The organism is Paenibacillus sp. USHLN196, from assembly GCF_037144955.1.
Taxonomy (GTDB): Bacteria; Bacillota; Bacilli; order Paenibacillales; family Paenibacillaceae; genus Paenibacillus; species Paenibacillus xylanexedens_C.
Window position 1 is genome coordinate 95,079 of record NZ_JBBCYH010000008.1, and the last position, 25,321, is coordinate 120,399.

General features: G+C 47.7%; 17 protein-coding genes. 15 read left to right on the forward strand and 2 right to left on the reverse strand.

Annotated features, from left to right (window positions below):
• Positions 1–316 precede the first annotated feature (316 nt).
• From WFI24_RS19890 to WFI24_RS19915, 6 genes are all read left to right on the forward strand, one after another.
• A complete protein-coding gene (locus WFI24_RS19890) occupies positions 317–2,125 on the forward strand; it encodes a DAK2 domain-containing protein (protein WP_336763594.1) in 1,809 nt (602 codons plus the stop codon).
• 76 nt (positions 2,126–2,201) lie between these two features.
• A complete protein-coding gene (locus WFI24_RS19895; RefSeq protein ID WP_336763595.1) occupies positions 2,202–3,065 on the forward strand; it encodes a DegV family protein in 864 nt (287 codons plus the stop codon).
• A 10-nt stretch (positions 3,066–3,075) separates the two neighbouring features.
• On the forward strand, positions 3,076–5,121 hold the full coding sequence (gene recG / locus WFI24_RS19900) for an ATP-dependent DNA helicase RecG (RefSeq protein WP_076250891.1): 2,046 nt from the start codon (positions 3,076–3,078) through the stop codon (positions 5,119–5,121).
• Between the two features lie 116 nt (positions 5,122–5,237).
• Positions 5,238–5,525: a stage VI sporulation protein F gene (locus WFI24_RS19905; protein ID WP_062835347.1), complete on the forward strand. Its 288-nt coding sequence runs from the start codon at positions 5,238–5,240 to the stop codon at positions 5,523–5,525.
• A gap of 543 nt (positions 5,526–6,068) precedes the next feature.
• A complete protein-coding gene (locus WFI24_RS19910) occupies positions 6,069–9,704 on the forward strand; it encodes a glycoside hydrolase family 3 C-terminal domain-containing protein (RefSeq protein WP_336763599.1) in 3,636 nt (1,211 codons plus the stop codon).
• Positions 9,676–10,527 (forward strand): S-layer homology domain-containing protein, encoded by an 852-nt coding sequence (locus WFI24_RS19915; RefSeq protein WP_336763601.1) that lies wholly within the window; start codon positions 9,676–9,678, stop codon positions 10,525–10,527. The genes WFI24_RS19910 and WFI24_RS19915 overlap by 29 nt, the downstream gene beginning before the upstream one ends.
• 33 nt (positions 10,528–10,560) lie before the next feature.
• Here WFI24_RS19915 and WFI24_RS19920 read toward each other — a convergent pair whose 3' ends face one another.
• Positions 10,561–12,141: a response regulator transcription factor gene (locus tag WFI24_RS19920; RefSeq protein ID WP_336763603.1), complete on the reverse strand. Its 1,581-nt coding sequence runs from the start codon at positions 12,139–12,141 to the stop codon at positions 10,561–10,563.
• Positions 12,142–12,149: 8 nt separating this feature from the next.
• On the reverse strand, positions 12,150–13,958 hold the full coding sequence (locus tag WFI24_RS19925; RefSeq protein ID WP_336763605.1) for a sensor histidine kinase: 1,809 nt from the start codon (positions 13,956–13,958) through the stop codon (positions 12,150–12,152).
• Positions 13,959–14,089: 131 nt separating this feature from the next.
• On the opposite strand from WFI24_RS19925, the gene WFI24_RS19930 reads away from it, so the two are divergent.
• The 9 genes from WFI24_RS19930 (at position 14,090) to glsA (ending at position 25,207) form a co-directional block, all read left to right on the forward strand.
• Positions 14,090–15,421, forward strand: a complete 1,332-nt coding sequence (locus WFI24_RS19930) for an ABC transporter substrate-binding protein (RefSeq protein WP_336763607.1) — start codon at positions 14,090–14,092, stop codon at positions 15,419–15,421.
• 85 nt (positions 15,422–15,506) lie between these two features.
• Complete coding sequence (locus WFI24_RS19935; RefSeq protein WP_145322808.1) at positions 15,507–16,385, forward strand: carbohydrate ABC transporter permease; 879 nt, start codon at positions 15,507–15,509, stop codon at positions 16,383–16,385.
• Positions 16,382–17,218: a carbohydrate ABC transporter permease gene (locus tag WFI24_RS19940; RefSeq protein WP_336763610.1), complete on the forward strand. Its 837-nt coding sequence runs from the start codon at positions 16,382–16,384 to the stop codon at positions 17,216–17,218. Before WFI24_RS19935 ends, WFI24_RS19940 begins: the two co-directional genes overlap by 4 nt.
• A gap of 13 nt (positions 17,219–17,231) precedes the next feature.
• Complete coding sequence (locus WFI24_RS19945) at positions 17,232–18,785, forward strand: alpha-L-rhamnosidase-related protein (RefSeq protein WP_336763612.1); 1,554 nt, start codon at positions 17,232–17,234, stop codon at positions 18,783–18,785.
• Between the two features lie 633 nt (positions 18,786–19,418).
• The gene (locus WFI24_RS19950) at positions 19,419–21,071 is read left to right on the forward strand and encodes a LytS/YhcK type 5TM receptor domain-containing protein (protein ID WP_442956245.1); all 1,653 of its coding nucleotides are present in this window, start codon (positions 19,419–19,421) and stop codon (positions 21,069–21,071) included.
• 10 nt (positions 21,072–21,081) lie between these two features.
• Positions 21,082–21,879: a LytR/AlgR family response regulator transcription factor gene (locus WFI24_RS19955; protein WP_336763614.1), complete on the forward strand. Its 798-nt coding sequence runs from the start codon at positions 21,082–21,084 to the stop codon at positions 21,877–21,879.
• Between the two features lie 180 nt (positions 21,880–22,059).
• Positions 22,060–23,295 (forward strand): L-lactate MFS transporter, encoded by a 1,236-nt coding sequence (locus WFI24_RS19960; protein ID WP_062836113.1) that lies wholly within the window; start codon positions 22,060–22,062, stop codon positions 23,293–23,295.
• A gap of 249 nt (positions 23,296–23,544) precedes the next feature.
• Positions 23,545–24,027 carry a GNAT family N-acetyltransferase gene (locus WFI24_RS19965; protein WP_336763616.1) on the forward strand — a complete coding sequence of 161 codons (483 nt, stop codon included), beginning with the start codon at positions 23,545–23,547 and terminating at the stop codon, positions 24,025–24,027.
• Positions 24,028–24,265: 238 nt separating this feature from the next.
• Positions 24,266–25,207 carry a glutaminase A gene (gene glsA, locus WFI24_RS19970; RefSeq protein ID WP_336763618.1) on the forward strand — a complete coding sequence of 314 codons (942 nt, stop codon included), beginning with the start codon at positions 24,266–24,268 and terminating at the stop codon, positions 25,205–25,207.
• Positions 25,208–25,321 lie beyond the last annotated feature (114 nt).

The following is a 25,321-nucleotide window of genomic DNA, read 5'->3' on the forward strand; positions in this document are numbered from 1 at the left end:
TAGAGGTCGGTGGTCTGCTTTTTGGCAACGCTGTGAGCTGCGGCATTCCATCAATTGGCACCAGTCTCCATGCGGCATTCATGCCGGCTCTTGATACCGGTGCATATCCGTATGCCCCGAAGTTAGGGGTGCAGAGAGTGCAGGATATTGGTAGCCCGGCCGCCCAGACCGTTAATCCGGCTGACATTATGTATTGTATGCCTGTGCCGGACAAGGTATGGACGAAGAATAACGCAGTCCGCGTTAGCGCATGAACAGACCAGACACATCTTGGTGCAAGGTGTTCGTGTATCAAGCTAGGAAGGGGAATTCTCACTTGAGTATACGTTCTTTAAATGGAACAGATTTCACCGCAATGGTACTTGCCGGAGCGGAACAACTTGGACAGCATGCAGAGCACGTCAATTCCCTGAATGTTTTCCCTGTGCCGGATGGTGACACGGGAACGAACATGAATTTGACAATGAGTGCAGGAGTTGCAGAGATTAAAAGAAAAAGTTCTGCCTCCATCGGCGAAGCTGCCGGTATTCTATCGAAAGGCTTGCTTATGGGCGCACGGGGGAATTCGGGAGTTATTTTATCGCAATTGTTCCGTGGATTTAGTCGTTCAGCTGCTCCCTATGAGGAACTGAATACGCTCCAATTTGCAGCAGCCCTGCAGAACGGTGTTGATGCAGCTTACAAAGCTGTCGTAAAGCCCGTTGAAGGGACCATTCTTACCGTAGCCAAGGAAGCGGCCAAACATGCCAACTACTACGCAAGACGGACGAATGATATTACTGAATTAATGAATGAAGTTTTGTTAAAAGCAAAAGAAGCACTGGCAATGACTCCGGAATTACTGCCTGTACTGAAACAGGTTGGTGTTGTGGATTCAGGTGGTCAGGGGCTTGTATATATCTACGAAGGCTTTATGGAAGTGTTGCTGCAAAGTGACGGAGGAAATCGTACTTCCTTGAAGAAAGAAGCGACTCCAGGCGTGGCAGCATCTGCTTTGAAACCGGCTGCACTGGCAGAACTGGTTGTCACGAAGCCTGCACAGCAGGTAATCTCACCGGAGATGCCGTTGTCTGCTCAGGCGAGATTGGAAACGGAAGACATTGAGTTCCTGTATGATATGGAGTTTTTCATTAATCGTGAGCTTGGAGAGAACGCAGGAGTGGCATTCGATGACGAAGCGTTCCGGAAAGCGTTGTCAGTTAATGGGGATTCGATCATCATCATTGCCGATGATGAAGTAATCAAAGTTCATGTCCATTCCAAGACACCAGGTGATGTTTTAAATCTGGCACTGCAATATGGTGAAATCACACAGATTCATATTCTCAATATGCGTGAACAGCATCGGGATCTGCTGACGGCAGGAATGGACATTGCGCCTTCACCTGAGTTGTTTGCAGAGATTCCACCTGAGGCAGCGCGAAGCCTGGAAGAGGCTGTGCTTCCTGCAGATGAGATGGCACCGTATGGTTTTATTGCGGTATCCTCCGGTGACGGTATTGCAGAGATCTTCCAAAGTCTTGGCGTCGATGTCGTTCTGTCCGGTGGACAGACGATGAATCCAAGTACGGAGGATTTTGTGAAAGCCGTTCGTTCAATTGCTGCGCAGCAGGTATTTATACTTCCGAATAACTCGAATATTGTTCTGGCTGCTGAGCAGGCGCGTGAACTGCTTGAAGATGAGCGCCGGATTACGGTTATTCCAAGTAAGACCATCCCACAGGGAATGGCAGCTGCGTTTGCTTTCCAGGAAGACGAGTCTGCTGAAACGAACCGTGACCAGATGCTGGAGGCAATCAGCCGGGTGCAGTCCGGTCAAGTGACTCATGCGGTTCGTGATACGCAATATGATGAACTGGATATCAAGGCGGGGCACTATATCGGTATTCATAACTCCAAAATTGTAGCGACGGATGAAACCATGCTTCAAGCATGTGAAGGTCTGCTCAAACAGATGATGGAGAGTGGAGATGAAGTGGTGACGATCCTTGAAGGGGACGAAGCTGACCCTGAGGTTACCGCTGCCCTCGCTGCATGGCTTGAAGAACAGTATCCTGATGCCGAGGTAGAGGTACATCTTGGAGGACAGCCTGTGTATTATTATTTGTTCTCCGTAGAGTCCTAATAAAGGTTGTTCAAAAAGTCTCTAGTTGACTTTTTGAACATGTACTTATAGCGCTCTAGTGAATAGGAGGAGAGTCATGAGCCACAAGGTTGCGATTGTCACGGATAGTACGGCAGATATTCCCGAAGAACTCATTCGCAAATACGGGATTCACATTGTTCCGCTGCGTGTAGTGTTCGGGGAAGAAACATATGCAGATGGCGTTGATCTGACTTCGGAACAGTTCTATGAAAAATTGAAGAAGGTATCTGTGTTGCCTACAACTTCACAGCCATCTCCAACCGATTTCATGAATGTGTATCAAGCACTGCTGGATGAGAATCCGGAACGCCCGATAGTATCCATCCACCTGTCATCCGGCATGAGTGGTACCTATCAATCGGCCATGCTCGGCAAGTCTTTGCTGGAGCGTGAGGGTGACATCACCGTGCTGGATTCGAAGTCAGCGTCTTATGGATACGGTCTGATGGTGGTACAGGCTGCTGAACTTGCCGAACTGGGCAAGCCAGCAGTCGAAATTGCTGCGGCTATTGAAGGGATGCAACAATCTCGCAAGTTGTTCTTTCTCGTAGATACTCTGGAGTATCTGCAAAAGGGTGGCCGGATTGGCAAAGCTTCAGCCATCTTGGGAACGCTGCTTAACATTAAGCCGATCCTGTCTATTGATGAAGAAGGCGTTATCTACGCAGTTGAGAAAGTCAGAGGTCATAAAAAAGCAATGGCACGTATAATTGAGCTGTTTCAGAAGGATCTTGCAGGCAAACGGGTTAACCTGGCGGTAGGTCATACCGCTGACCCGGGATCAGCGATCGCTTGTGCAGAGCAGCTGCGTGGTCATTTTACACTGAATGAAGTGATCTATACCAATATTGGTGCCGTAATAGGCAGTCATGTTGGACCTGGTGTCATTGCGATCTTTATGTGGCCTGTTCCGGAATGAGGGATTAGACATGAAATTGGAAGAAATATCAGTTAAGCAAATTAACGGCGTGAGTGCTCTCAAAGAGGGAGAGCTTCACGCCTTTGGCATCTCTACTGTTAAAGACTTGCTAGAATATTATCCGTTCCGTTATGAGGATTACCGTCTGCGTTCCCTTAGTGAAGTGAAGGATGGAGACAAGATCACGGTCCAGGGACAGGTGATGGGTATTCCTGTATTACAACGATACGGCAAAAAGTCCCGTCTGACCTGTAAGATCATGACGGAAGAGTGGATGATTACAGCAACGTGGTTCAATCGCCATTTCCTCAAAGAACAGCTTACGCCCAATCGGGAGATTGTGATTACAGGGAAATGGGAACAAAAACGTATGCAGATGACGGTCACTGACTCGGAGTTCCCCGATAAAGGGGATGGGCGTTCAGGCACACTGCAACCTGTATACTCGGTAACCGGCAAGCTCACGCAACAATGGATGCGCAAAACGATCAATCAGGGATTAATCCAATTCGGAGATATGATTCCCGAGATTCTGCCCCAATCGTTGATGAAGAAATATAGTTTGATGCCACGCAAGCAGGCGATTGCTGGAATCCATCGTCCGCAAGATAACCGGGAAGGTCAACAGGCCAGACAGCGGATGGTGTACGAAGAACTGTTTCTGTTCCAGTTGAAAATGCAGGCGTATCGTGCGTTGAACCGGAATCGCATGGATGGCGTGGTACATACTACGGACAATACAACGATTCGCGAGTTTGTGCGCAGTCTGCCTTTTGAATTGACAGATGCCCAGAAAAAGGTGGAGCTTGAGATCCTGCACGATATGCGCTCACCGTATGCAATGAACCGATTACTGCAGGGTGATGTAGGTTCGGGTAAAACGGTGATTGCCGCGATTGCCCTATATACAACGGTTCGATCCGGTTTTCAGGGGGCTCTGATGGTGCCTACAGAGATTTTGGCAGAGCAGCATATGCGGTCACTGCAAAAGCTGTTTGAACCGTTTGGGGTGACTGTAGGGCTGTTAACGGGCAGTGTAAATGGGCGTAAGCGTAAAGATCTGATCGCATCGTTGCAAATGGGCATGATTGATATCGTGGTGGGTACACACGCCCTGATTCAGGAAGATGTTTTCTTCCGTGATCTAGGTCTTGTGGTGACGGACGAGCAGCATCGCTTCGGTGTGAATCAGCGCAGCGTTTTACGTCGTAAAGGATATAATCCGGACGTGTTAACGATGACGGCAACGCCTATACCGCGGACATTGGCGATTACAGCTTTTGGTGATATTGAAGTATCCACGATCTCGGAACGTCCGAAGGGACGGATTCCCATCTCTACGTATTGGGTCAAACATGACATGATGGAGCGAGTACTCGGGTTTATCTCCAGAGAAGTGGATCAGGGACGTCAGGCCTATCTGATCTGTCCACTCATTGAAGAGTCTGAGAAGCTGGATGTCCAGAATGCCATTGATCTGCATGTACAGATGCAGCAGAACTTTCCGAAATATCGCGTGGGTCTGCTGCATGGCCGGATGACGGCAGCGGAGAAAGAAGAGATGATGCGTGACTTCTACAGCAATGATATTCAGCTTCTCGTCTCGACTACCGTTGTGGAGGTTGGGGTCGATGTGCCAAATGCAACGTTGATGGTTATCATGGATGCAGACCGCTTCGGGCTGTCCCAGCTGCATCAGCTGCGTGGTCGGGTTGGTCGTGGGGCCCATGCATCCTATTGTGTACTCATTGCTGATCCGAAGACGGAGGTTGGGCAGGAGCGCATGAAGGTGATGACGGAAACCGAGGATGGATTCGAGGTATCTCGTCGGGATCTGGATCTCCGGGGCCCGGGTGATTTCTTTGGTACAAAACAAAGCGGATTGCCTGAATTCCGTCTTGCCGACATGGTTGCCGATTTTGCTGTGCTGGAACAAGCCAGAGATGACGTAACCCACTTGATTGAGGATGCGACCTTCTGGACGTCTATGGACTACGCACCTTTGCGTGATTTCCTGCAGCAACAGCAAGTGTTCAAAGGCGATCTCATTGACTAAGATTTGCTGACACCGACTGAATTTTTCATATTACCTTTGTAAAAACAGACAAGTGTACAAGCCCTCCTGACATATGAATAAGAAGTGAGTTTATTCTTTGGGAGGTGCTGTACGTTTTGGGTTACCAACAATATGGAATTAGTCCGCAGCTGGTGGAGCGGATCAAATTAAAGATGAAAAATCCTGCTGTCAAAGAGCGTATCAAAAAGTTGATTGATGGCGTGACCAAGTCTGATTTGCAAGATAAGGCCAAGGTCAGAAGGTTGGTCAAGTCTTCGGCAGTCATTATGAATGAGAATTTCTCTACGGCGCAGGAGGAGCAGTTCGTTGCTTTTGTGCTTGCACAAAAGATTGATCCGAACAATACGTTTCATCTGATTAAGCTGTGGGGGATGTTTAGGTAGGGATTCGATGTAATGTTGGGTGGGATAAAGAGCGTTGTTTACACGGGGGCACTACGAGTGCAGTACCATCTTTCGATCGCTGTTATCCCCAGATTTTTTGGATTCCCTTTTCTAAAGGGTAAAATCCGAGGATAAAGGCGCACGCTTCGCTTCTTTAGGTTATTTCTGTCCTCTCCGTTGTTGTGTAAACGAAAGTACTTTAGAAAGACCAAATTACATGAATGTGTATGAAGTAATTTAAGGTAAGGGCGGTTCATAAGTCAGGAAGATGACTTATGAACCGCCCTTTTGATTGTTATAACTAGGGACAAGCCTTGTGGCATTGCTCGGTTGAATATTCGTTGTAGTTATCGAAATGACCTATGACCTTGCTTGTGTTACCGCAAAAACATAGTTTTCATTGAGTAGTTATGTTGGTTAAATCGAGCACCATAATATCTAAAAATACTGTACCTCAACCCATAAACAAAATGTACCATTCCTCCAACTATAATGAGTGAGCACCAAATTGTAAGCGATTACAAAAAAAGAGGAGGGTTAACATTGACTTTGACTAGAGGTTTCAAGCAGAAGATCGGCGGCAACGTGATCGCCGTCATCACCGTGGTCAGTCTGACATGGGGGTCCTGGGGAGCCATGCCACTATCAGCATCTACGACAAGTACGTTAAAGTTCCAAACTCAGCAGGGAGGTGTCTTTGATGGGATGCCATTATTCGATGGCGTGCCAGAGCATCTGGATGCATACGTAGACACCTATTTCGAATACACTGGCCTCGAAGGTCCAGCCGTTTATGTGACGGGTTCGCGAAACCATTACACATTGAAGCTGGGAAAACATGCGGGCAAAGTCATTCCCGGAGCGTTATCCGCTGCAGATAATGTTCAGGGTGTCTCGACTGATTTTCCTGCTCTGATTGGCATGGGACAGAGTTGGAACAAAGAGCTTTTGTCCGATATCGGGGAAGTGATGGGGAATGAGAAAATCAGCAAATTAAAGGTCAAGCAGGGCGAATCCAACATTCATGGGGGCAATGATCCTTCCCTAAGCGTGGCGTTCAGTGTTGTCAGTGATATGCGTATCAACCCGCTTAGCGGTCGCTTCGATGAAGGATTCTCTGAAGATCCGAATATGGCCGGAGTCTTGATCGACAAGATGGCTTCGGGTCTTAGTGGAATTGACCAGTCCACCAGCGAAGATGGATTCTGGATGAGGGCCGCGGTGGGGACAAAGCATTATTCCGTATATAACGCACAGTGGTTCCGGCAGACCGCGAGTAACAGCGCAAGCGCGCGTTCATTGTTTGAATACCAAACCAGAGCCGCGCTCCCTGGATTTGAATCAGGTGCGCTGGCGGGCACAATGACATCTTATGGCCGGACAAACGGCATTCCAAACATCCTTTCCCCGCTACAATTATTGGCCAATTTGGACGCGAAATATGGCGTATACAGCTCGCCCGATTTCAATGGAGATGCGATTGTATCCAACGCGAACCAACTCGGAAATGGATATGACGACCGCTATGCCGTGGACCGCGGTCATGCAACGGTTCTCATGGCGCTTGCCCAGGCGAATGCGGGTCGGCCGTCAGGGACGACACCTGCGGATGTGACCGATCTGGTGGCGCTCGTGGAGCAGGGGGAATATGGAATTACCGAGGAAGAGCTTATAGAAGCAGCCAGACCACATGTAAACCAGCTGGTGCGTTTGGGGATTTTTAATGAAACTGATGAGCAGGGCATACCGAAAAACTATCCTTTTGCCCAGGAAGCAAGGGACGTCAGGACGTCTCCGCCTTCCGATTATAACCAAGTGGACCATCAGGAAATAGCACTTCAAGCGGCACAGGAGAGCGTTGTTTTGTTGAAAAATGACGGCACACTTCCGCTGGAAAAAGGAAATAACGCTGCTGTTTCTGGGGTGTATGCTGACGCGCGCTTCAAGACGACGTATTCAGTGGGCACGACACCTGCGCTGGAAAACTCCGGTGAATCTCCACTGCTCTCCATCATTAAAATGAATGGCAGCAGTAACGTAAACTATGCCCCAGGAAATGAAGTCATTGCACTAACCTCTAAAGCGAATCAACAAACGGTCACGGCAGACGTGTACAGCCCGAATGCAGGCACGGAGGGAGCACAGCTCATCACAACTTCGGATGCCCCAGATGAGGCCAGTTTCTCCCACTTGTTCCGAGTGTACGATTGGGGTCAAGCGGGTTCAAGTTTATTGTCGCTGTATAATCAGCGTTGGGTGACTTCCCCTGCGACAAATCATGCAGCAGTTGGCAATACGGATCGTACCAGCCTCAATCTGACGAACAATGATTGGAACCTTCCTGAGATGATGGGTGATACGAGTGCCATACCCCCAACATTACGAATGGAAACGAACGAGGATGGGTCAATGTCTATTGTTACCAATGGGTACCGTACAGGATTCTCTGGTGACTTTACCAACTGGTATTATGCCAACGGACGCTTTATCAAGGTAGATGATGCTGGTAAGCTCGTGACAACATCATCTCCACTGGGAAGCAAGGATAATGCTGCGAATCGTCCGGATGAGGTGAAGTTTGAGAAGGCCGTTGTGAAGAACGTGGGCGAAGAGGCAGTAGCAAGAGCCACGGAAGACGATTACGCCATCGTCTTTGTCGGAGCAATTCCACGTCATAGCGCAGGAGAAGGGAACGACCGGTCTACCCTCGATATGGGCGAGGCTGATTATGAATTGGTCGACAAAGTATCTGCTGCCTTTGCAGTCCAGGGTAAGAAAACCGTTGTCGTGGTTAAATCGAGCTTCCCTGTAAACCTGGAGCGCATTCAGAACAACCCTAACATCTCAGCGATCGTTTACCAGCCATATGGCGGTCAATACGATTCGTATGCTCTGGCCCAGGTGTTGTACGGAGATTACGCGCCGACAGGACGCCTGACGTCCACATGGTATACGGGGATGGATGCATTCCCTTCCATTAGTCCATATGTTATACCAGAAGGTAACATTTCTGGCCTTGAGGACATCGACCCGCGATTTACGGTTGATATGACGAATGCAGATCCTATTGAATCTGAGTTGACTTATATGTATACAGATGCCACGGTGACCTATCCGTTTGGTTACGGATTATCGTATGCTGATTTTACGTACGATTCCCTGACTGTACCGTCTTCTGTTACGGGAGATGAACCATTCACGATGTCGGTCCGCGTAACCAATACAGGAGACGTAGCCACTTCCGAGGTTGTGCAGCTGTACGCCCGTAACAGCAACTCTGCATACGGCGCACATGCGCCCAAAAAGAAACTGGTGTCATTTGAGAAGATCCATCTCACTCCGGATGAAACAAAAGAAGTCCTGTTGCAGGTCGATCCGCAAACCCTGGCATTATGGGATGTGAATCGGAGCGAATGGATTGTTGAACAGGGCAATTATGAATTCATGATCGGAACGTCAGCTGGTGATGCAGATGTGCAAGTATCGAGGGCATTAAGCATTGGTGGGAAGTCGATTGCGGCCTTACCCCTTACCCAGTCCTTAAATGTATTTGATCATGCGTTTGCTTCGAACGAAGTCGTTTACCACGAAGTATCCAAGGAACGCACGGCAGCCCAATTAAAAGCCAAAGCGATTGTTGGAGGCTATTACGCAGTTCGGTCCAAACAAAATGGATCGTGGATCGCGTTGCCTAAGGCTGACTTGACAGGTGTGCAGAAGGTGAAGGCAACTGTCGCATCTAATGTGCAGGGTGGCACGATCTCATTGCATGCGGATGCGCTCGATACAACACCGCTTGCTGTATGGAACGTACCGGTGACAGAACCTGTCTCCTACAAGATTAGCAATGCTAACGTGATGGTCAAGGAATTAGGATACGTTGACGTAGAGGCAGATATTTCTGCTGCCGTGAGCGGCGTACATGATCTGTATCTGGTGTTTCATGAACCGGATCTTCGGATTGACAGTTTGTCATTTACGTTGAAAGAGCCGGGAACGAATCCAGGAAGTCCAGGTACAAATCCAGGAACAAATCCTGATTCGCCAAGCACGCCTGGATCAGGTAGTGTTGGAATTCCTGTTAAGCCACCAGCATCCGGGTCCGAGACTGAAGGCGAATACGGATTCGGAGGGCAATGTTTCTGCTGTCGTGACCGTGCAAACGGGAGATGTTGCTGATCAAGCTAAGGCAGCACGTATCCGCTCATCTGGCATTCGGGTCATTGGTGATCCATGGAACGTATCCATCAAAGATAAGCAGAACACGTATGTCATTGCAACGCTGCCTGTTAACGATGTCGTAGCTGCAAACTCCACAACAATCGCGTACGTTGGGGAAGGAGGCCAACTTACGCCGGTGCCCGGCGTGTTGACCAAAGACACCAACGGAAACAAGGTATGGAAAGTACTGCTAAATCAAGGAGGCACGTACGTAGCGATTCACTCGCACCGCGAATTTGTTGACGTTAAGCCTTCAGCCTGGTATGCCAAAGACATAGCCAAATCCAACAGCTTGCTGTTGATCAATGGCGTATCGGAACGCCGCATGCAACCCCAGGGAACGACAACATCAGCCCAAACGTTGATGACTGCCTTGAATGCGTTAGGAATGGAGCCGGGAGGAGCGGCAGCAAACGAGAAATGGTTTGATCCGATTTTGCGAGCCTCCAAGGAATATGGCCTAATGGAAGAAGGGCAGTACCTGCCGAATGCCCCTATGTCACGTGAGGACATGGCAATGGTGCTCGTTCGTGCGCTGAACTTATCTGGGGTGGATACGAAACTGCCGGAAGCAGAGGTTGAATCATGGCTGGAAGATTTTAAGGATCAGGCCCAGCTGAGACCAAATAACCGGGCAGCCATGGCAACGGCTATTCAGCTTGGTATATTCCAAGGTACGCCGGATAAACTGCTACAACCACAGAGCACCCTGACACGGGCACAACTAGCAACAGTCATTGTCCGTGTGCATGACCGGATAGTAGAACAGCTGCACCACTAAGAACCACAACAACGAAAACAAGGAACTGGGCCATCATGCATGGCCTGGTTCCTTGTTGTTTGCGGTGAAGGATTTGTGTTGCTTTCGGTATTCCTCTGGGGTCCAACCGGTCAATTTTTTAAACACCCGAAAAAAATATTTTGGATTGTCGTAACCCAACTGTTTGGCAACCCGGTAGATTTTATCGTCTGTGCTCGTTAAGAGCTGCTTGGCTTGCTTAATCCGTAGTCGGTTTACGTAATCAGTGAAGTTCTCGGATGTCTTTTCTTTAAATAAATAACTGAGGTAACTCGGGTTAAGGTAGAACAGGGACGATACCCATTCCAACGTTAAATCCTTGGTATAGTGATTATCGATATATGTCCTGACGTTGTCGATTACTTGATCTGATGCGTAGGGGTTATCTTCCTTAAGCAGAAGGGCTGTTCCCGTCAGCACCTTTACCATGTAATGCCTAATGCACTCCATATCGAACGAGACGTTCAGGACGGCCTCCAAGCTGGAGGAGGCGCTACTGTTACCTCCGTTCTGGATATAGTTACTCAGCAGCCGTTTGGTTTCCGTAATGATGTCTCTGCACTGCTCTTTCAGGTGGGCAAGCAAGGCGTCAGGCTGGCGTATGTAGAAGGCAAAGAAATCGGTGAGGAGCTCTTCCACCTTCGGCACATTCCCGCTCTCTATAAAAAATAACAGTTCATACGTTCGAGCCCACTTCAGTTGATGTAAAGGAATTTGCTCCTGTGAAAATACGTAACATTTGCCGAAATCGGTAATGGCTCGTTCGTCCAGCGCAAGGATCGTTTGATGGTGAGCTTCTCGGACACCACCAATGCCTGTATGCGGCAAGCTGATCCCCACACAACAATCCGTAGTTTCGGATTTGGACAAAATCATACTCGCTGTTTGTACCGCCATTTTCTGCAAATCCAGGTGGCCTGTGCAACCCAGATCATGCATCAGGAAAAACAGTAGCTGATCCGTTTGTGGATGAGGAATGTACAGGCCATTCGAAAAGGTAGGTAGTTGCTGTGCTCTAAGCGGTTGAGGACCATAAATCGTCAATAAAATGAACTGGTCAGATGCCATGATGTCGGCAAATACCGCAGAGCGGAACACAGGTGTTTTGATGGATGAATGGGGAGCCAGCACATAATTCAGGAAGGCTTGCATGTCGGCATCCCTTTTCATCTGCTCCGTTTCTACTTCTCTTAGAACGACTTCCCGCTGAAGAGAGCGCTCCTGTTCGATGGCATGGATGGCTTGGTGGAGTGTACCGTGGATCTCGTCCCGGCTAAAAGGCTTCAGCAGGTAATTTACAACTTTCGCAGCGATTGCCTCCTGCATATAATCAAAATCGGTATGCCCGCTAATGACAATTAACTTGATGCGCGGATACTGCTGGCATACTGTCCTGATCAGCAGCTTGCCGTCGACCTCAGGCATGCGCATGTCCGTAAAGATAATGTCCGGCTTGAACGATTCAATCAAAGCTAGGGCATCTGCGCCGTTATCTGCTTCGCCTAAGAGTTCAAGCGAGTGCTCGAAAGACCCAATTTTTTTCAACAAACCTTTGCGGATCAAGGGTTCATCGTCCACAACGATATACGTGTACATCTCTTTGGTCACCTCTTTTCCCAATTGGCCGGAATTTCGAGTGTAATTCGGGTTCCTGTATTCAAATCGCTATGAAACGAAAGGCCGTAACCCTCCCCGTAATACAAAGCAATTCGTGAATGCACGTTTTTGATCCCGATGCTTTGTTTATGCCTTTGACCAACGGCGACGAATTCAGGTGGCTGCTGGAGCAATTGTCGCAGTTCCTCCGCTTGTGTTGAGGACATGCCAACGCCATCGTCCCAGATTTCGAACACGATGCTGTCCCCCTGAAACAAACCGGTAATGGTGACGGAACCCTTTCCACGTTTGTTCTCCAACCCGTGATAGATGGCATTTTCCACGAGTGGTTGCAACAGAAGTTTCAGCATGCGACGACTCCGAATCTCCGGGTCCACATTGAGGTTGAACGCGAACTTGTCACCGTACCGAATCTGCTGGATGGCCATGTAGTTTTCTACATGCTGGAGTTCTTCGCTGACCGCGACCAGCTCACTGTCCGTTTTGATGCTGTAGCGGAACATGTCCCCAAGTGACTTGGTCATCACCACAATACTCTCGACTTCTTCGATCTCGGCAATGCTATTAATCGACTCCAGCGTATTGTAGAGGAAATGGGAGTTGATCTGTGCTTCCAATGCCTTCATCTGGGAGTCCAGCATGAGGATTTTATTCTGGTAACTTTCTCGGATATGCGTATCGATGTCTTTCATCATTTTGTTGAACTCATGGTAAAGGATTCCAATCTCGTCGACTTGCCTCGTTACTTGAGGCTTGATGGTCACAAAACGATGAGATTTGGTTTTGCGCATCAGTTTGGTCAATTCAATGATGGGTTTGGTGATCAGGTTGGACAAGAAAAAGGAAAGTAAAAGGAAAATGACGGCACAGCTTACGGCCACGTATAACAGCAACTTTTGCGAGATGTTGTACTCCTCATACAGCCGATCCATAGAGATATTGGCAATCACGTTCCAATTGCGGCCGGGAACCTTCTGGATTACCGTCATCATGTTATCTTGGATTGATTTGTACTGTGAACTGTTGTCGACTTGATGCGTTGCCGCAGCCAGAGAATCGGAGAGAGGCGTGCCAACTCTACTTCCGTCGGTGGAGTACAGGATCTCGCCATCGTCGTTCGCCAGATATAGATTGGATAAGCTTGGTGCCGGGTTACGTTTTAGACCGTCAAAAATGTTCATGCTGCAATCCAACATAAACACGCCAAGGAACTCGTTGTTGTTGGGATCGTAGAGGGCTCTGGAGAAGCCAATAGATTCCTTGGCGTTAATGATGTAAGGTTTGACGCCAACTTCACCAATGTACAAATCGCCTTTACGCTGGATCGTATCCAGATACCACTCATCGCGAAGGGCGACATAATCGAGACGTAGGTCTGTCCCGCTACTGCCGTAGCTTATCCATTTGCCATCTGGTGTGAAAAGGTACAAACCATTGATGTAATTGTAACCAAGCAGAATATTTTCGAAAATCAATTTCAATTTGCTGCGGATCATGAAGATTTCATATTGGTCGTTGGTACCGTTCAACTTGATTAGTTCATCACTCACAGTACTGTAAGCGGTTGCATTGGAAGACTGCTGAAGGAGTGTGACGGAGATCCGGTCGATATTCTGTAATATTTCCTCCATACTCTTGACCGAATTACCTATAGTTGTCGACGTCACGAGAGAGGTCTGCTCATTCACCAGCTTCGTGTAACTGCGATAGGAACTGACAGAAACGACGATAATTGGCACGATCGATACGAGGACGAGGACCAGAAAAAGTTTAGTTTTGATATTGAACAGAATCATACGTGCTCCTCCCGCCATTTGTCAATTCTAAAAATAGTGCACCATACGAGCCAAAGCAAATGCACTTTTGCCCACCGTATGATGAGAATGTGCACAAAGCAAGAATAAACATGAATTGGGGGAATGACAAGATGAAAAAAAGAAAACGACTGTGGTCCCTAACTTTGGTACTCCTCATGATGTTTCTGAGCGCATGCAGCTCCAGTAGCCAAGAGGGGAGCGGTACGGATACCAACAACGGAAGTACAGATGAGTCAGAAAAGCCAATTACGTTGACGATGATGCTTTCGGGAAACAAGGCGTCCGAGGGAGAGGATTTCGAGTTGGAGACCTTGCCGCGTCTAGTCAAAGAGAAGTTCCCGAACATTAACTTGGAAGTACAAAAGTTGCCTGATGATCAATACAATACATCTGTTCGAACCAAGCTTGCGGCTGGACAGGGACCAGACATTTTCTGGATTTTCCCGAAGAATGCGGCTGGGGGTGTTATTGATTTTGCAAAGGCTGGCTTTGCTGCAGATCTCTCAGATCTGAAGTTCTGGGACAGCATCAGCCAAGGAGCGAAGGACGATATGTCCTATGAGGGTAAACCTTACGGGGTTGCTGAGGGACTGGACTTCCTGGGCGTGTATTACAATAAGGAGTTGTTACAGCAGGCAGGATATTCCGAGTTTCCGAAGGATTGGCCTTCATTTCTGGAGTTGTGTCAAAAGTTGCAGGCAGCAGGCGTAACACCAATTGCGATGGGTGACAAGGACCCTTGGATGATCCAATTCGGGATGTATCCGATTGCAGCCAATGTCGTGTATCCGAATGAACTGGATTTTGATGTCAAACTGCAAAACGGCGAAAAATCGCTGACCGATCCCAAGTGGGTTCAAACCATATCCAAATACAAAGAGCTCTATGATAAGAACTACGTGGTCAAAAACTCGCTTGGCATTGGTAGTGCCCAATCTGCGCAGTTGTTTATCGACGGAAAAGCAGCAATGACCTTTACGGGAACATGGGATTATGCCTCCATGACGTCCAAAGGCGCTGCCGAATTTACTCGCGGATTCGCCTCATTGCCAGGTAACGAGCCGGAACACCCGGTGTTTGTATCTGCTGCAACATCTGCCGGATACGCTTTGAACGCCAAATCGGCAAACCTGGATGCAGCCAAGGAAGTACTGAACTACCTGTTCGATGGTGAATCAGATCTGTTCAAGGCATTTGTGGAAGCCAACAGTTCCATCAGCGTATATAAGGACGTAGAGCTTGAAAATGAATTATTTAAGGAAGTGAATGACAACTATCAACAAACTGGAAATTCCGTCTACTTCAGCAACCAGATGTGGCCAGCCGGAGTATCGGATGTCATGCAGGCAAAGTTTGCCGAGATTATCGCTGGACAGAAAACAACGCCAGAAGATGTGGCAAACGCCATGGAAACCAAGTTCAGAGAACTGTGGAAAAATTAGAACAAAACGATGCTGTCTGCTGTAAAGGGGAGAGTGCCTGTCCTTCTTCCCTTGCCGCAGGCCCTCTTGGAAAGGACGGAGCAGTATGAGCTCTACTGTAATGAAAAAGTCCATGTACTGGTTTGCCTTGCCGGCATTGATCTTCTACCTGACCTTCTGGATCTTCCCGATCCTGCGGTTGTTCCAGTACAGCATAACGGACTATAACGGGTACGCCCAAGCCTATAACTATATCGGTCTCGACAACTACAAGGAATTGTTCCGCAGCGACATCCTTGGCATTTCATTGAAAAATACACTGATCTATACGTTCGTCACCGTCATAGCTGGCAATATCATCGGTTTAGCAATGGCTTTGCTGTTAAACATGAAAATAAGAGGAACTGGGATTTACCGTTCCCTGGCGTATATTCCCACATTGTTCAGTGCGATCGTCGTCGGATTTTTGTGGAGCTACGTCTATATGCCGGATTACGGGCTGATTTCTTCCTTTCTCGATAAACTGGGTATCGCAAATGAACTAAATTTCCTGGGTGATTACTCGACCGCGCTGTATTCTATTATCTTCGTGGAAATCTGGAAGACGATCGGAACGACAATGATTATCTTCCTTGCAGGACTACAGACTGTTCCGAGCGACTTGTTGGAAGCCGGACGGATTGATGGCTGCGGTTCCTGGAGATTGCTGCGACATGTGAAGATTCCATTACTGGCAACAGCGATTACAATCAACGTGACGTTAAGTTTGATCAATGGACTCAAAGCGTTCGACTTCCCGTTTATCATGACGAATGGCGGTCCCGGTACGGCTACCAACACGCTGATTTATACCATATACAAGATGGCATTTACCGAACAGCTCTTTGGTAAAGCTTCGGCTCTGGGCGTCATCTCCTTTGCCGTGATTATCGTCATTACCGCTGTTTTTGTACTGAAAATGAACAAACGGGAGGTGTCGGCATGACGCTTCGTAAAGTTTTGGGGAAAGGGTCCGTTCAGGTCGTCGTGTTGTTAGTGATGGCATTAAACCTGATTCCGTTAATTATTGCCTTCTCGACATCACTCCGAGATCCAAGCAACAACACGAATCCGCTGGTCCTGTTCCGGGATATGTCTTTTGCAAGTTACAAGGCTGCCTTCGACCGCATGCACTTTCCGGAAGCGCTGTGGAACAGCATGGTGTTAACCGGCGTATCGGTCGTGTTCGTTGTCCTGCTTGCGGCGATGGCGTCCTACCCGATGGCTCGTTTGAAGACAAAGTTAAGTAAGTTTATGTATTTGTTTTTTTTGTCCGGACTCGTGGTTCCTGCCCAAATGGTATTGATACCGATCGTGCAAATGATTAATGCGCTGTATATCCCAACGAATCAATATACGCCTATTTTCATGTTCATTACGTGCAGTCTGCCGTTTTCAACTTTCCTGTACACGGGCTTCATTCGAAGCGGTGTGCCTGAGGAGGTAGAAGAAGCGGCGCACATCGATGGGGCGGGAGTATTCCAACGGTTCTGGACCGTCGTGTTTCCCTTACTTATTCCTGTAACGGTTTCGGTCATTATTACGCAAGGTGTCTGGATCTGGAACGATTATTTCTTCAATATGATCTTTATTTCCAGCGCAGGAGATTCACCGTTACCACTGGCCATGCTCGGATTTTTGGGCGATCAGCAAAACCCCACGCAGTGGAATGTCCTGTTTGCAGCGTGCTTTCTGTGCGCGCTACCGTTGCTGCTGGCGTTTCTGTTCCTGCAAAAATATTTTATCGGTGGTATGACCGTTGGGGCGGTCAAAGGATAAGGAGGACACTGCAATGAGTGAAAAAGTGATAAACACAGTCTGGCTGGAAAAAGCGCAGTGTCTGATGCCGGAGCTTCGCCAGCAAAAGGTCTATCCGGAACATATCGTGAGCGTAGTTCCGGATGCGGCGGCTTTTCAGGGATGGCGTATCGTGCCGCTTGGCCCAGCGGAGCACTTGTCCGATCAAGTGCTGTGCAAGGGAGAACGTGTTACGCTGGATTTCGGGGAGCATCTCGTCGGTTATCTAACCTTGTCGCTTCTTAACGAGCGCAGTAATGCAGATGCACCTCTCAGGTTGAAGCTTACATTCGGAGAAATGCCCTGTGAGGTCGGTGAGGATTTTGCAGGATATTCGGGTTGGCTTAGCCGTTCGTGGCTTCAGGATGAGATAGTGACTGTAGACGTGTTACCCGGCACGCTAACACTGGACCGTCGGTATGCCTTTCGGTATCTGACAATCGAGGTGGTAGAAACGTCGATCCGTTACGATATTCGAATGAACGATGTGTATTGCATGACGGTGACCTCAGCAGACATGGAGTCAGTACCTCGATTGCCTGAAGGTATCGACAAAGAGCTGGTGGAAATGGATCGCGTGGCAATGAAGACGCTCCGGGATTGCATGCAGACGGTATTCGAAGATGGGCCGAAGCGCGATCGACGTTTATGGATCGGGGATCTTCGCCTTCAGGCCCTAGTCAATTATGAAACATTCGGCTGTAATGATCTCGTCAAGCGTTGCCTGTATCTCTTTGCCGGAACGAGATTGGAAGGCGGCCAGGTAGGAGCCTGTTTGTACGAACAATCGGAACCGTACGTGGATGATATTTACCTATACGACTATGCGTTGTTCTTTATTGCAACATTATGGGACTATTTTGAAGCTACCAACGACAGGGAAACGCTGGAAGAACTTTGGCCGGTGGCTCGAGAACAGGTTGAAGTTGGGCTTAAGCGGCTCGATCAGCGGGGCATCGTACGGGATGACGATACGTGGTATTGTTTTCTGGACTGGCATGAAGAATTAAATAAACAGGCGGGTGCTCAGGCAGTTCTCATCTATAGTATGAAAAGGGGAAGGTTGATTGCCAAAGAACTAGGGCTGCCGGAGTATGAGGAATGGATTAACGCACACATCAAAGACGCTGAGCAAGCAGCTCTCACATATCTGTGGGATGGTGAACAGGGCTTTTTCGTCAGTGGTGAAAAAAGACAGGTATCCTGGGCTTCGCAAGTGTGGATGGTTCTGGCTGAGATCATGGATGCTCCAGCGGCCCGGCAATTACTTGATCGGTTAACGAGTAACGGAGAAGCTATTGGCATGACCACGCCGTACATGGTTCATCATTATGTTGATGCATTGCTTATGTGCGGGGAAGAGGAGAAGGCATTGGACCAGATCCGAAGGTATTGGGGCGGTATGTTAAAGGATGGAGCGGACACTTTCTGGGAGCTCTACGACCCGGACGACAAAACGTATTCTCCTTATGGCAGCAATGTGGTCAACAGTTATTGTCATGCTTGGAGCTGCACACCAAGTTATTTTATCAGGCGAAATTTTTCATGAATCTTGGACTTGAGGTCAACCAGGAACGTCTGGTTGGCCTTTTTGGATTAGTTGCAGGATTACAGTATAGGGCCAAGGCCTATTATTTTTTATTTATTTCTTTTTGTTCGTACCGTTAAAGAACGAGTGGCTATTAATGAAGCGATAAATACTAATATTAAAATAAAGTTATATGGGTTTCCTTTAAGTATGTAGACTTGAACGATGAGTACCAGAGTTGAGATGCTTAAGATTATTCGCAGGACAATCGCCGATGAGCGATCGGGATTCTGACTTCGTTTGGAGAGAAAGGATAGGGTGTACCATAGAAGACTAAAAAGCAGAAGTGAACCTAAGATTAGAATTGCAAGCATGCATGAACACCTTTCTGTATTAATTTCATTGACCAATTGGAATAACATGACAACTCATTATAACATAGGTTTTTCTGGAAACGCAGATTTTCATAGAAGTTAAGGGATGAAATATGGTGTGAATGGTGCAGTATGGTTGATGCATTTTCACAGGATGGACTTTGCTTTCCTCCGGGGGGAGCGGTAAACTGTTGCATACGAGATGAAGGAAATTGCGTTACAATGAGACATGTTTTTATTTTGAACAGATGTGGAGGAAGTACGATTGGAGATGTTTACGATGCTGCTGGGTTTATTTGAACGGGCGGCGCTGCTGATTATATTTTTATTCTTTCTGTCGAGGGTGCCGAGATTTAGGCAGATTCTGCAAAAAGGGAAATTAAGGTGGCAAGAGTATATTGCGGTTACCTTGTTATTCTGTGCTTTTGCCATCTTCGGCACGTATACGGGCATTAATGTTGAAGGTTCACTGGTGAACGTGCGGATCATCGCCGTGTTATCGGGTGGTATTTTGTTCGGAGCGCCTGTGGGTATTATTACGGGTATTGTCTCCGGGGTGCATCGGTATCTGATTGATATGGATGGAGTCACAGCTATACCGTGTCTGATCACGAGTATCCTTGCAGGTCTGGTCTCTGGATATATACATAAGTATACGCCCAAGCCCAAGCGATGGATCATCGGTATTGGTGCCGGAATGATCTGTGAAGCGCTGACGATGTTACTGATCCTGCTATTTTCCTATCCTGATCCATTGGGTGCTGATATTGTTTCGCAGATTGCCTTGCCTATGATTCTGGGTGAAGTCAACATTGGATTGATTGTACTCTTGGTGCAGAGTGTCGAAGGGGAAAAGGAGATGATTGCGGCTCGTCAGGCGAAGCTTGCATTGGAGATTGCGAACAAGACTTTGCCGTATTTCCGTTCGATTGATGAGGATTCTCTGCGCAAGATCTGCCGAATTATTCAGGAGGATATTCAGGCTGATGCGGTTGCGATTACGGATACCCGGAATGTACTGGCTTACGTAGGATTTGGTGAGGAACGATATCATATTGGTAATGAGATTATTAGTGAGATGACGAAGAAGACGATATCCAGCGGGGAGATTACGATCAGCAATGATGTGATTGATGAAAAAACACCGGATATCCATTCGCTGTTAATCATTCCGCTCAAAGAACGAGGAGACATCACAGGTGCGCTCAAAATCTATTATCGCAAAGCGTACAAAATTACGTATCCATTGCAAACGATGGCTGTAGGTCTATCGCAGATCATCTCGACCCAGATGGAGGTATCGCGGGTAGAGGAGATCAAGGCTGCTGCCAACAAAGCAGAGCTGCGTGCATTACAGACAACCATTCATCCTCATTTTCTGTTTAATGCGCTGAATGCGATTGCTTCGTCCATCCGAACCAAACCGGATCGTGCGCGGGAGCTGATTGTGAATCTATCCGGGTACATGCGCTACAATCTGGAGCTGTCGGATGAATTAATCGATATTCACAAGGAGCTGGAGCAGGTCCGCAATTATGTGGAGATTGAGAAAGCCCGCTTCGGCAGTCGACTTAACGTGATCTATGAGATTGATGAGGTCGCGGTGCATATTCCGAGTCTTGTCATCCAGCCGCTCGTCGAAAATGCAATTATTCATGGCATTCTAAAGGTAAAAGGACCCGGGACCGTTCGAATTCGGGTACAGGATTATCCGGAGTTTGTGCGAATCAGTGTCAGTGATACAGGGGCAGGCATCAGTGCAGATATTATTGAACGGGTCTACCATGACCGCATGCCGGGTAACCAGATCGGGCTATATAATGTGCATCGCCGGGTTAAGCTCATCTACGGACAAGGTGTAACCATTACAAGGCTGGAACAAGGAACCGATATTTTATTTGATGTGCCCAAAGGAGATGTCGTAACAAGGTGATGATAGATCAATGAGAGCTCTTATTGTGGAAGACGAAATTCTGGCAAGTGAAGAATTGAATTATTTAATCCAGGAACATAGCCAGATTGAGGTGGTGGATCGCCTTGAAGACGGGCTGGATGTACTGAAGTTTTTGCAGGAACAAGAAGTTGACGTGATTTTCCTCGATATCAATATTCCCTCACTGGACGGCATGATGCTGGCCCATCATATCGGGAAGTTTGCAACTAAACCTTATATTGTATTTACTACGGCGTATAAGGAACATGCAGCAGAAGCCTTTGAGTTGGAGGCGTTCGATTATATTCTGAAGCCTTATGACGAGAAGCGAATCGCTGCGATGCTCCATAAGTTGGAGTTGGCTTTCAAGCGTGATCATGCGCCGGTGGAGCAACATGTTGAGGATGGACCAGCTCCTACCACGGCGGACGGACCTGCTGCGCATGGGGAATTGTTACGAGATACGAATTCCCATACGGACAGAAGAATTAATCTGCTGCGGAATGACAATATTATTGTTACGGATACGGCAGACATCTACTATGCGGAAGCGCAAGAGAAGGTGACGAAGGTATATACCAAAAATGGTGAGTTCACCATGCCAGTGAGCATATCGGATTTTCACAGCCGTCTGCCACAGGACACGTTCTTTCGCTGCCACCGTTCGTACGTCGTAAACCTGTCGCAAATCCGTGAAATAGTGCCTTGGTTCAACAATACGTATCTGCTCCGTCTGCGCGATTTGGAAGCTGAAGTGCCCGTGAGTCGTGGGAAGGTCAAAGAATTCAGGCAACTCATGCGCATCTAGAAGCATTTCATTCCGCATCTAATGCAACTCATGCTCAAACCGGTGTAATGAATCCCCTTTCATGTATGATTAGCTTGTGAACGCATTCATGTATATGACATCGGCAAAGGGGAGATCACGATGAAAGCAGCAATTTCATCAGTTTCATCAACACCTGAATCAACATTTGCACCTACAAAAATGAACCGCTGGCTTATTGTTTTGGGGACTATCATTGTCCAAATGGGTCTTGGAACCATCTATACTTGGAGTTTATTTAATCAACCGCTGTCTGATCGTTTCGGATGGGACGTCAGCTCGGTCGCGATAACATTTTCAATTACGAGTTTTGCATTGGCTTTTGCCACATTGTTTGCAGGACGGTTGCAGGAACGTTGGGGTCTTCAGCGTCTGATCCGTGTAGCCGGGGTTGTGCTTGGACTGGGTCTGATTCTGAGTTCCCAAGTTACTTCGCTAACACTGCTGTACATTTTGGCTGGATTTGTCGTTGGTTTTGCAGATGGTACGGCGTATATTACGTCGCTGTCTAATCTGATCAAATGGTTCCCGGAACGTAAAGGCCTGATCTCGGGGATCTCGGTCGGAGCCTTCGGTACCGGTAGTCTATTGTTCAAATATGTGAACTCGGCATTGATTGGTGCCGTTGGTCCTGCTCAGGCATTTATGTATTGGGGTATTATCGTTCTGGTTCTGGTCGTTGCGGGATCATTCCTAATTCGTGAAGCGGTTGTTCGTGAACAGGCTCCGGCAAGCAAGGAAGGAACGAAACAAGTCGTGGCACGTCATGACTATACGGTAAAAGAGATGCTGCGTACGAAAGAAGCGTACATGCTGTTCGTTATTTTCTTCACGGCGTGTATGAGCGGACTGTATCTGATCGGTATTGTCAAAGATATCGGTGTACAGCTCGCTGGACTTGATGTAGCTACAGCTGCGAATGCAGTAGCTATGGTTGCGATCTTCAACACGGCAGGACGTATTATTCTTGGTGCGCTGTCGGATAAAGTAGGACGAATGAAGGTCATCGCTGGTGCATTGCTGGTTACAGCCGTAGCTGTTATGACACTTAGTCTGGTTCCACTAACCTTTGGGATTTTCTTCGCCTGTGTGGCGGCCGTTGCATTCTGCTTCGGTGGTAACATTACGGTATTCCCGGCGATTGTGGCCGATTACTTCGGACTGAAGAATCAGAGTAAAAACTATGGCGTGATCTATCAGGGATTTGGATTTGGTGCTTTGGCTGGATCATTCATCAGTGCCCTGCTGGGCGGATTCCATCTAACCTTTATCGTGATTGCTGTACTCTGCGCTGTCTCGCTGTTGCTCGCACTGATCATTACCCCTCCAGGTCAAGGTCGTCGTGCACGTCAACGTGAAAAACAGATGAACCTTAACCCTTCATCACGGGCAAGCTAAGCAACATGAGCTGTGAGTACGGAATGAGTATATTTCTTCATTGTAAAAAGTAAAATAAACAGAGCGGTCTCCAGATGAGGCCGCTTTTTGGTATCTACTGTTGCCAGATTGCCAGCCTGTTGGCCTGTTGAACTATCTGGCTGATTGCGAGCGTGGTGCCTTGTGTGCATTCCGTCATTCGCTTCTGTTATACTCTAGGTGAATCCAAGAAGATTAAGACCAAGTTATGTACCCCAGAGGAGGCATATCATGAACTTCATTAAATACACACAACCTGATTTTGATGACTATTATGCATTGGTTTCCAATATGGAAGTAATGAAACAGATTACAGAACGTGCACTACCGAAGCAAGAGGCGAGATCACAATTTGAGTCCATGCTGGATTTTAATGAGCGTTCCACTTGTGGACATTACCGGGTATTTAGTGAAGATGGTGCCGGTGTGGCGTATGCCAAATTGATTCCGGATCAGGAGGACCCGACCCGTGCTGAAATAGGCTACATGATCCTGCCTGAACATTGGGGCAAAGGACAGGGTACATCCATAGCGTCACGGCTGATTATACAAGCACAAGCCGCAGGGATTGGATCACTCTATGCAGTTATTGATCCGTCTAACATCGCTTCCCGTCAGATCTTAACCAGACAGAACTTTGTGTCCACCTGGACTGGCGATTACGAAGGTCTTCCTGGTGAGATCTTGGAGTTAAATCTTCAAAGGAAGCGGTAAAAGGAACTGTCTGAGGGTAATCAGATGCTTATATAAAGGTAGTTCAAAAAGTCCACTTTTGATTACGAATCATGCCTGCAGCATCATCAGCATCGAAGATGAAATTCAGCCGAAATGTCCGTTGCTCACGTAGGTACCCTACGCTCCGCTACTCCATTTCTAGCTTTATTCCATCTTCTCGGTACTGAAAACCTGACTTTTTGAAGAGGCACATATAGAGATGTGGAGGAGATGACATATGAGCAATTCGACCATGGAACGTCTGAATGCATTACTGCCGGAGTGGCTGGAGACCAGTCGTTTGCACACCGGGCAAGGTAAAGTGGCTTCTTATATTCCAGAGCTTATCAAAGCCTCACAGGATGAGCTCGGTATACATATCATGGACGCCGAAGGTAACCATGTGTCGGCAGGGGATTGCGGTGTTCCATTTACGATGCAAAGTATCTCCAAAGTATTTACCCTAATTCTGGCCTTAATGGATCATGGAGAAGAAGCAGTCTTCTTTAATGTAGGAAAAGAACCTACAGGCGACGATTACGATTCAATGGTTAAGCTTGAACTAGTCGAACCCGGTATTCCATTTAATCCATTGATTAATGCAGGTGCAATTACGGTGTCCTCGCTTGTTGGAGGAGACTGTAAGGAAGAGAAATCACGGCGCATTCTGGAGTTTTTCCGCAAGCTGGCCCACAATGATCGCCTGGGCTATAACGAAGAGGTGTTTCAGTCCGAATCGGAGAGTGGTCATATGAATCGTTCACTTGGCTACTTTTTGAAGCATAACGGAGTCATTAAGGATGACGTTGAAGACGTGCTTGCCGTGTATTTCCGTCATTGCTCCATTGAAGTGACGTGTGCAGATCTGTCCCGAATGTCACTCGTTCTGGCCTACAATGGAACAGATCCAATTACGGGAGAAGAACTCATCCCTCGTCGCTATGTTCAGATTGCCAAAACCTTTATGACCACCTGTGGTATGTATAATGCATCAGGCGAATTTGCTATCGAGGTCGGCTTGCCCGCCAAAAGTGGAGTATCCGGTGGGATTCTGACCCTTGTACCGGGACAATTCGGCATAGGTCTTGTCGGCCCGGCTCTGAATCGCAAAGGCAACAGTATTGCCGGCGTGCATCTGCTGGAGCGTCTGTCCAAGGAATTCGACTGGAGCTTTTTCTAAGAAATTTACTGAAAAAGAATACCCTTATATGTAGCCGATGAATCACGTATCTGATATTTTGCTTCTTTAGAACGAAGTGAATGGTCTGGATATGTCTCGTCGGCTACTTTTGGT

Bases quoted from the DNA above. Each gene is read 5' to 3' on its own strand.
- WFI24_RS19920 (WP_336763603.1), bottom strand. From the start codon at position 12,141: ATGTACACGTATATCGTTGTGGACGATGAACCCTTGATCCGCAAAGGT.
- WFI24_RS19925 (WP_336763605.1), bottom strand. From the start codon at position 13,958: ATGATTCTGTTCAATATCAAAACTAAACTTTTTCTGGTCCTCGTCCTC.
- recG (WP_076250891.1), top strand. From the start codon at position 3,076: ATGAAATTGGAAGAAATATCAGTTAAGCAAATTAACGGCGTGAGTGCT.
- WFI24_RS19930 (WP_336763607.1), top strand. From the start codon at position 14,090: ATGAAAAAAAGAAAACGACTGTGGTCCCTAACTTTGGTACTCCTCATG.
- WFI24_RS19940 (WP_336763610.1), top strand. From the start codon at position 16,382: ATGACGCTTCGTAAAGTTTTGGGGAAAGGGTCCGTTCAGGTCGTCGTG.
- WFI24_RS19935 (WP_145322808.1), top strand. From the start codon at position 15,507: ATGAGCTCTACTGTAATGAAAAAGTCCATGTACTGGTTTGCCTTGCCG.
- WFI24_RS19895 (WP_336763595.1), top strand. From the start codon at position 2,202: ATGAGCCACAAGGTTGCGATTGTCACGGATAGTACGGCAGATATTCCC.
- WFI24_RS19960 (WP_062836113.1), top strand. From the start codon at position 22,060: ATGAACCGCTGGCTTATTGTTTTGGGGACTATCATTGTCCAAATGGGT.
- glsA (WP_336763618.1), top strand. From the start codon at position 24,266: ATGAGCAATTCGACCATGGAACGTCTGAATGCATTACTGCCGGAGTGG.
- WFI24_RS19955 (WP_336763614.1), top strand. From the start codon at position 21,082: ATGAGAGCTCTTATTGTGGAAGACGAAATTCTGGCAAGTGAAGAATTG.
- WFI24_RS19965 (WP_336763616.1), top strand. From the start codon at position 23,545: ATGAACTTCATTAAATACACACAACCTGATTTTGATGACTATTATGCA.
- WFI24_RS19945 (WP_336763612.1), top strand. From the start codon at position 17,232: ATGAGTGAAAAAGTGATAAACACAGTCTGGCTGGAAAAAGCGCAGTGT.
- WFI24_RS19950 (WP_442956245.1), top strand. From the start codon at position 19,419: ATGCTGCTGGGTTTATTTGAACGGGCGGCGCTGCTGATTATATTTTTA.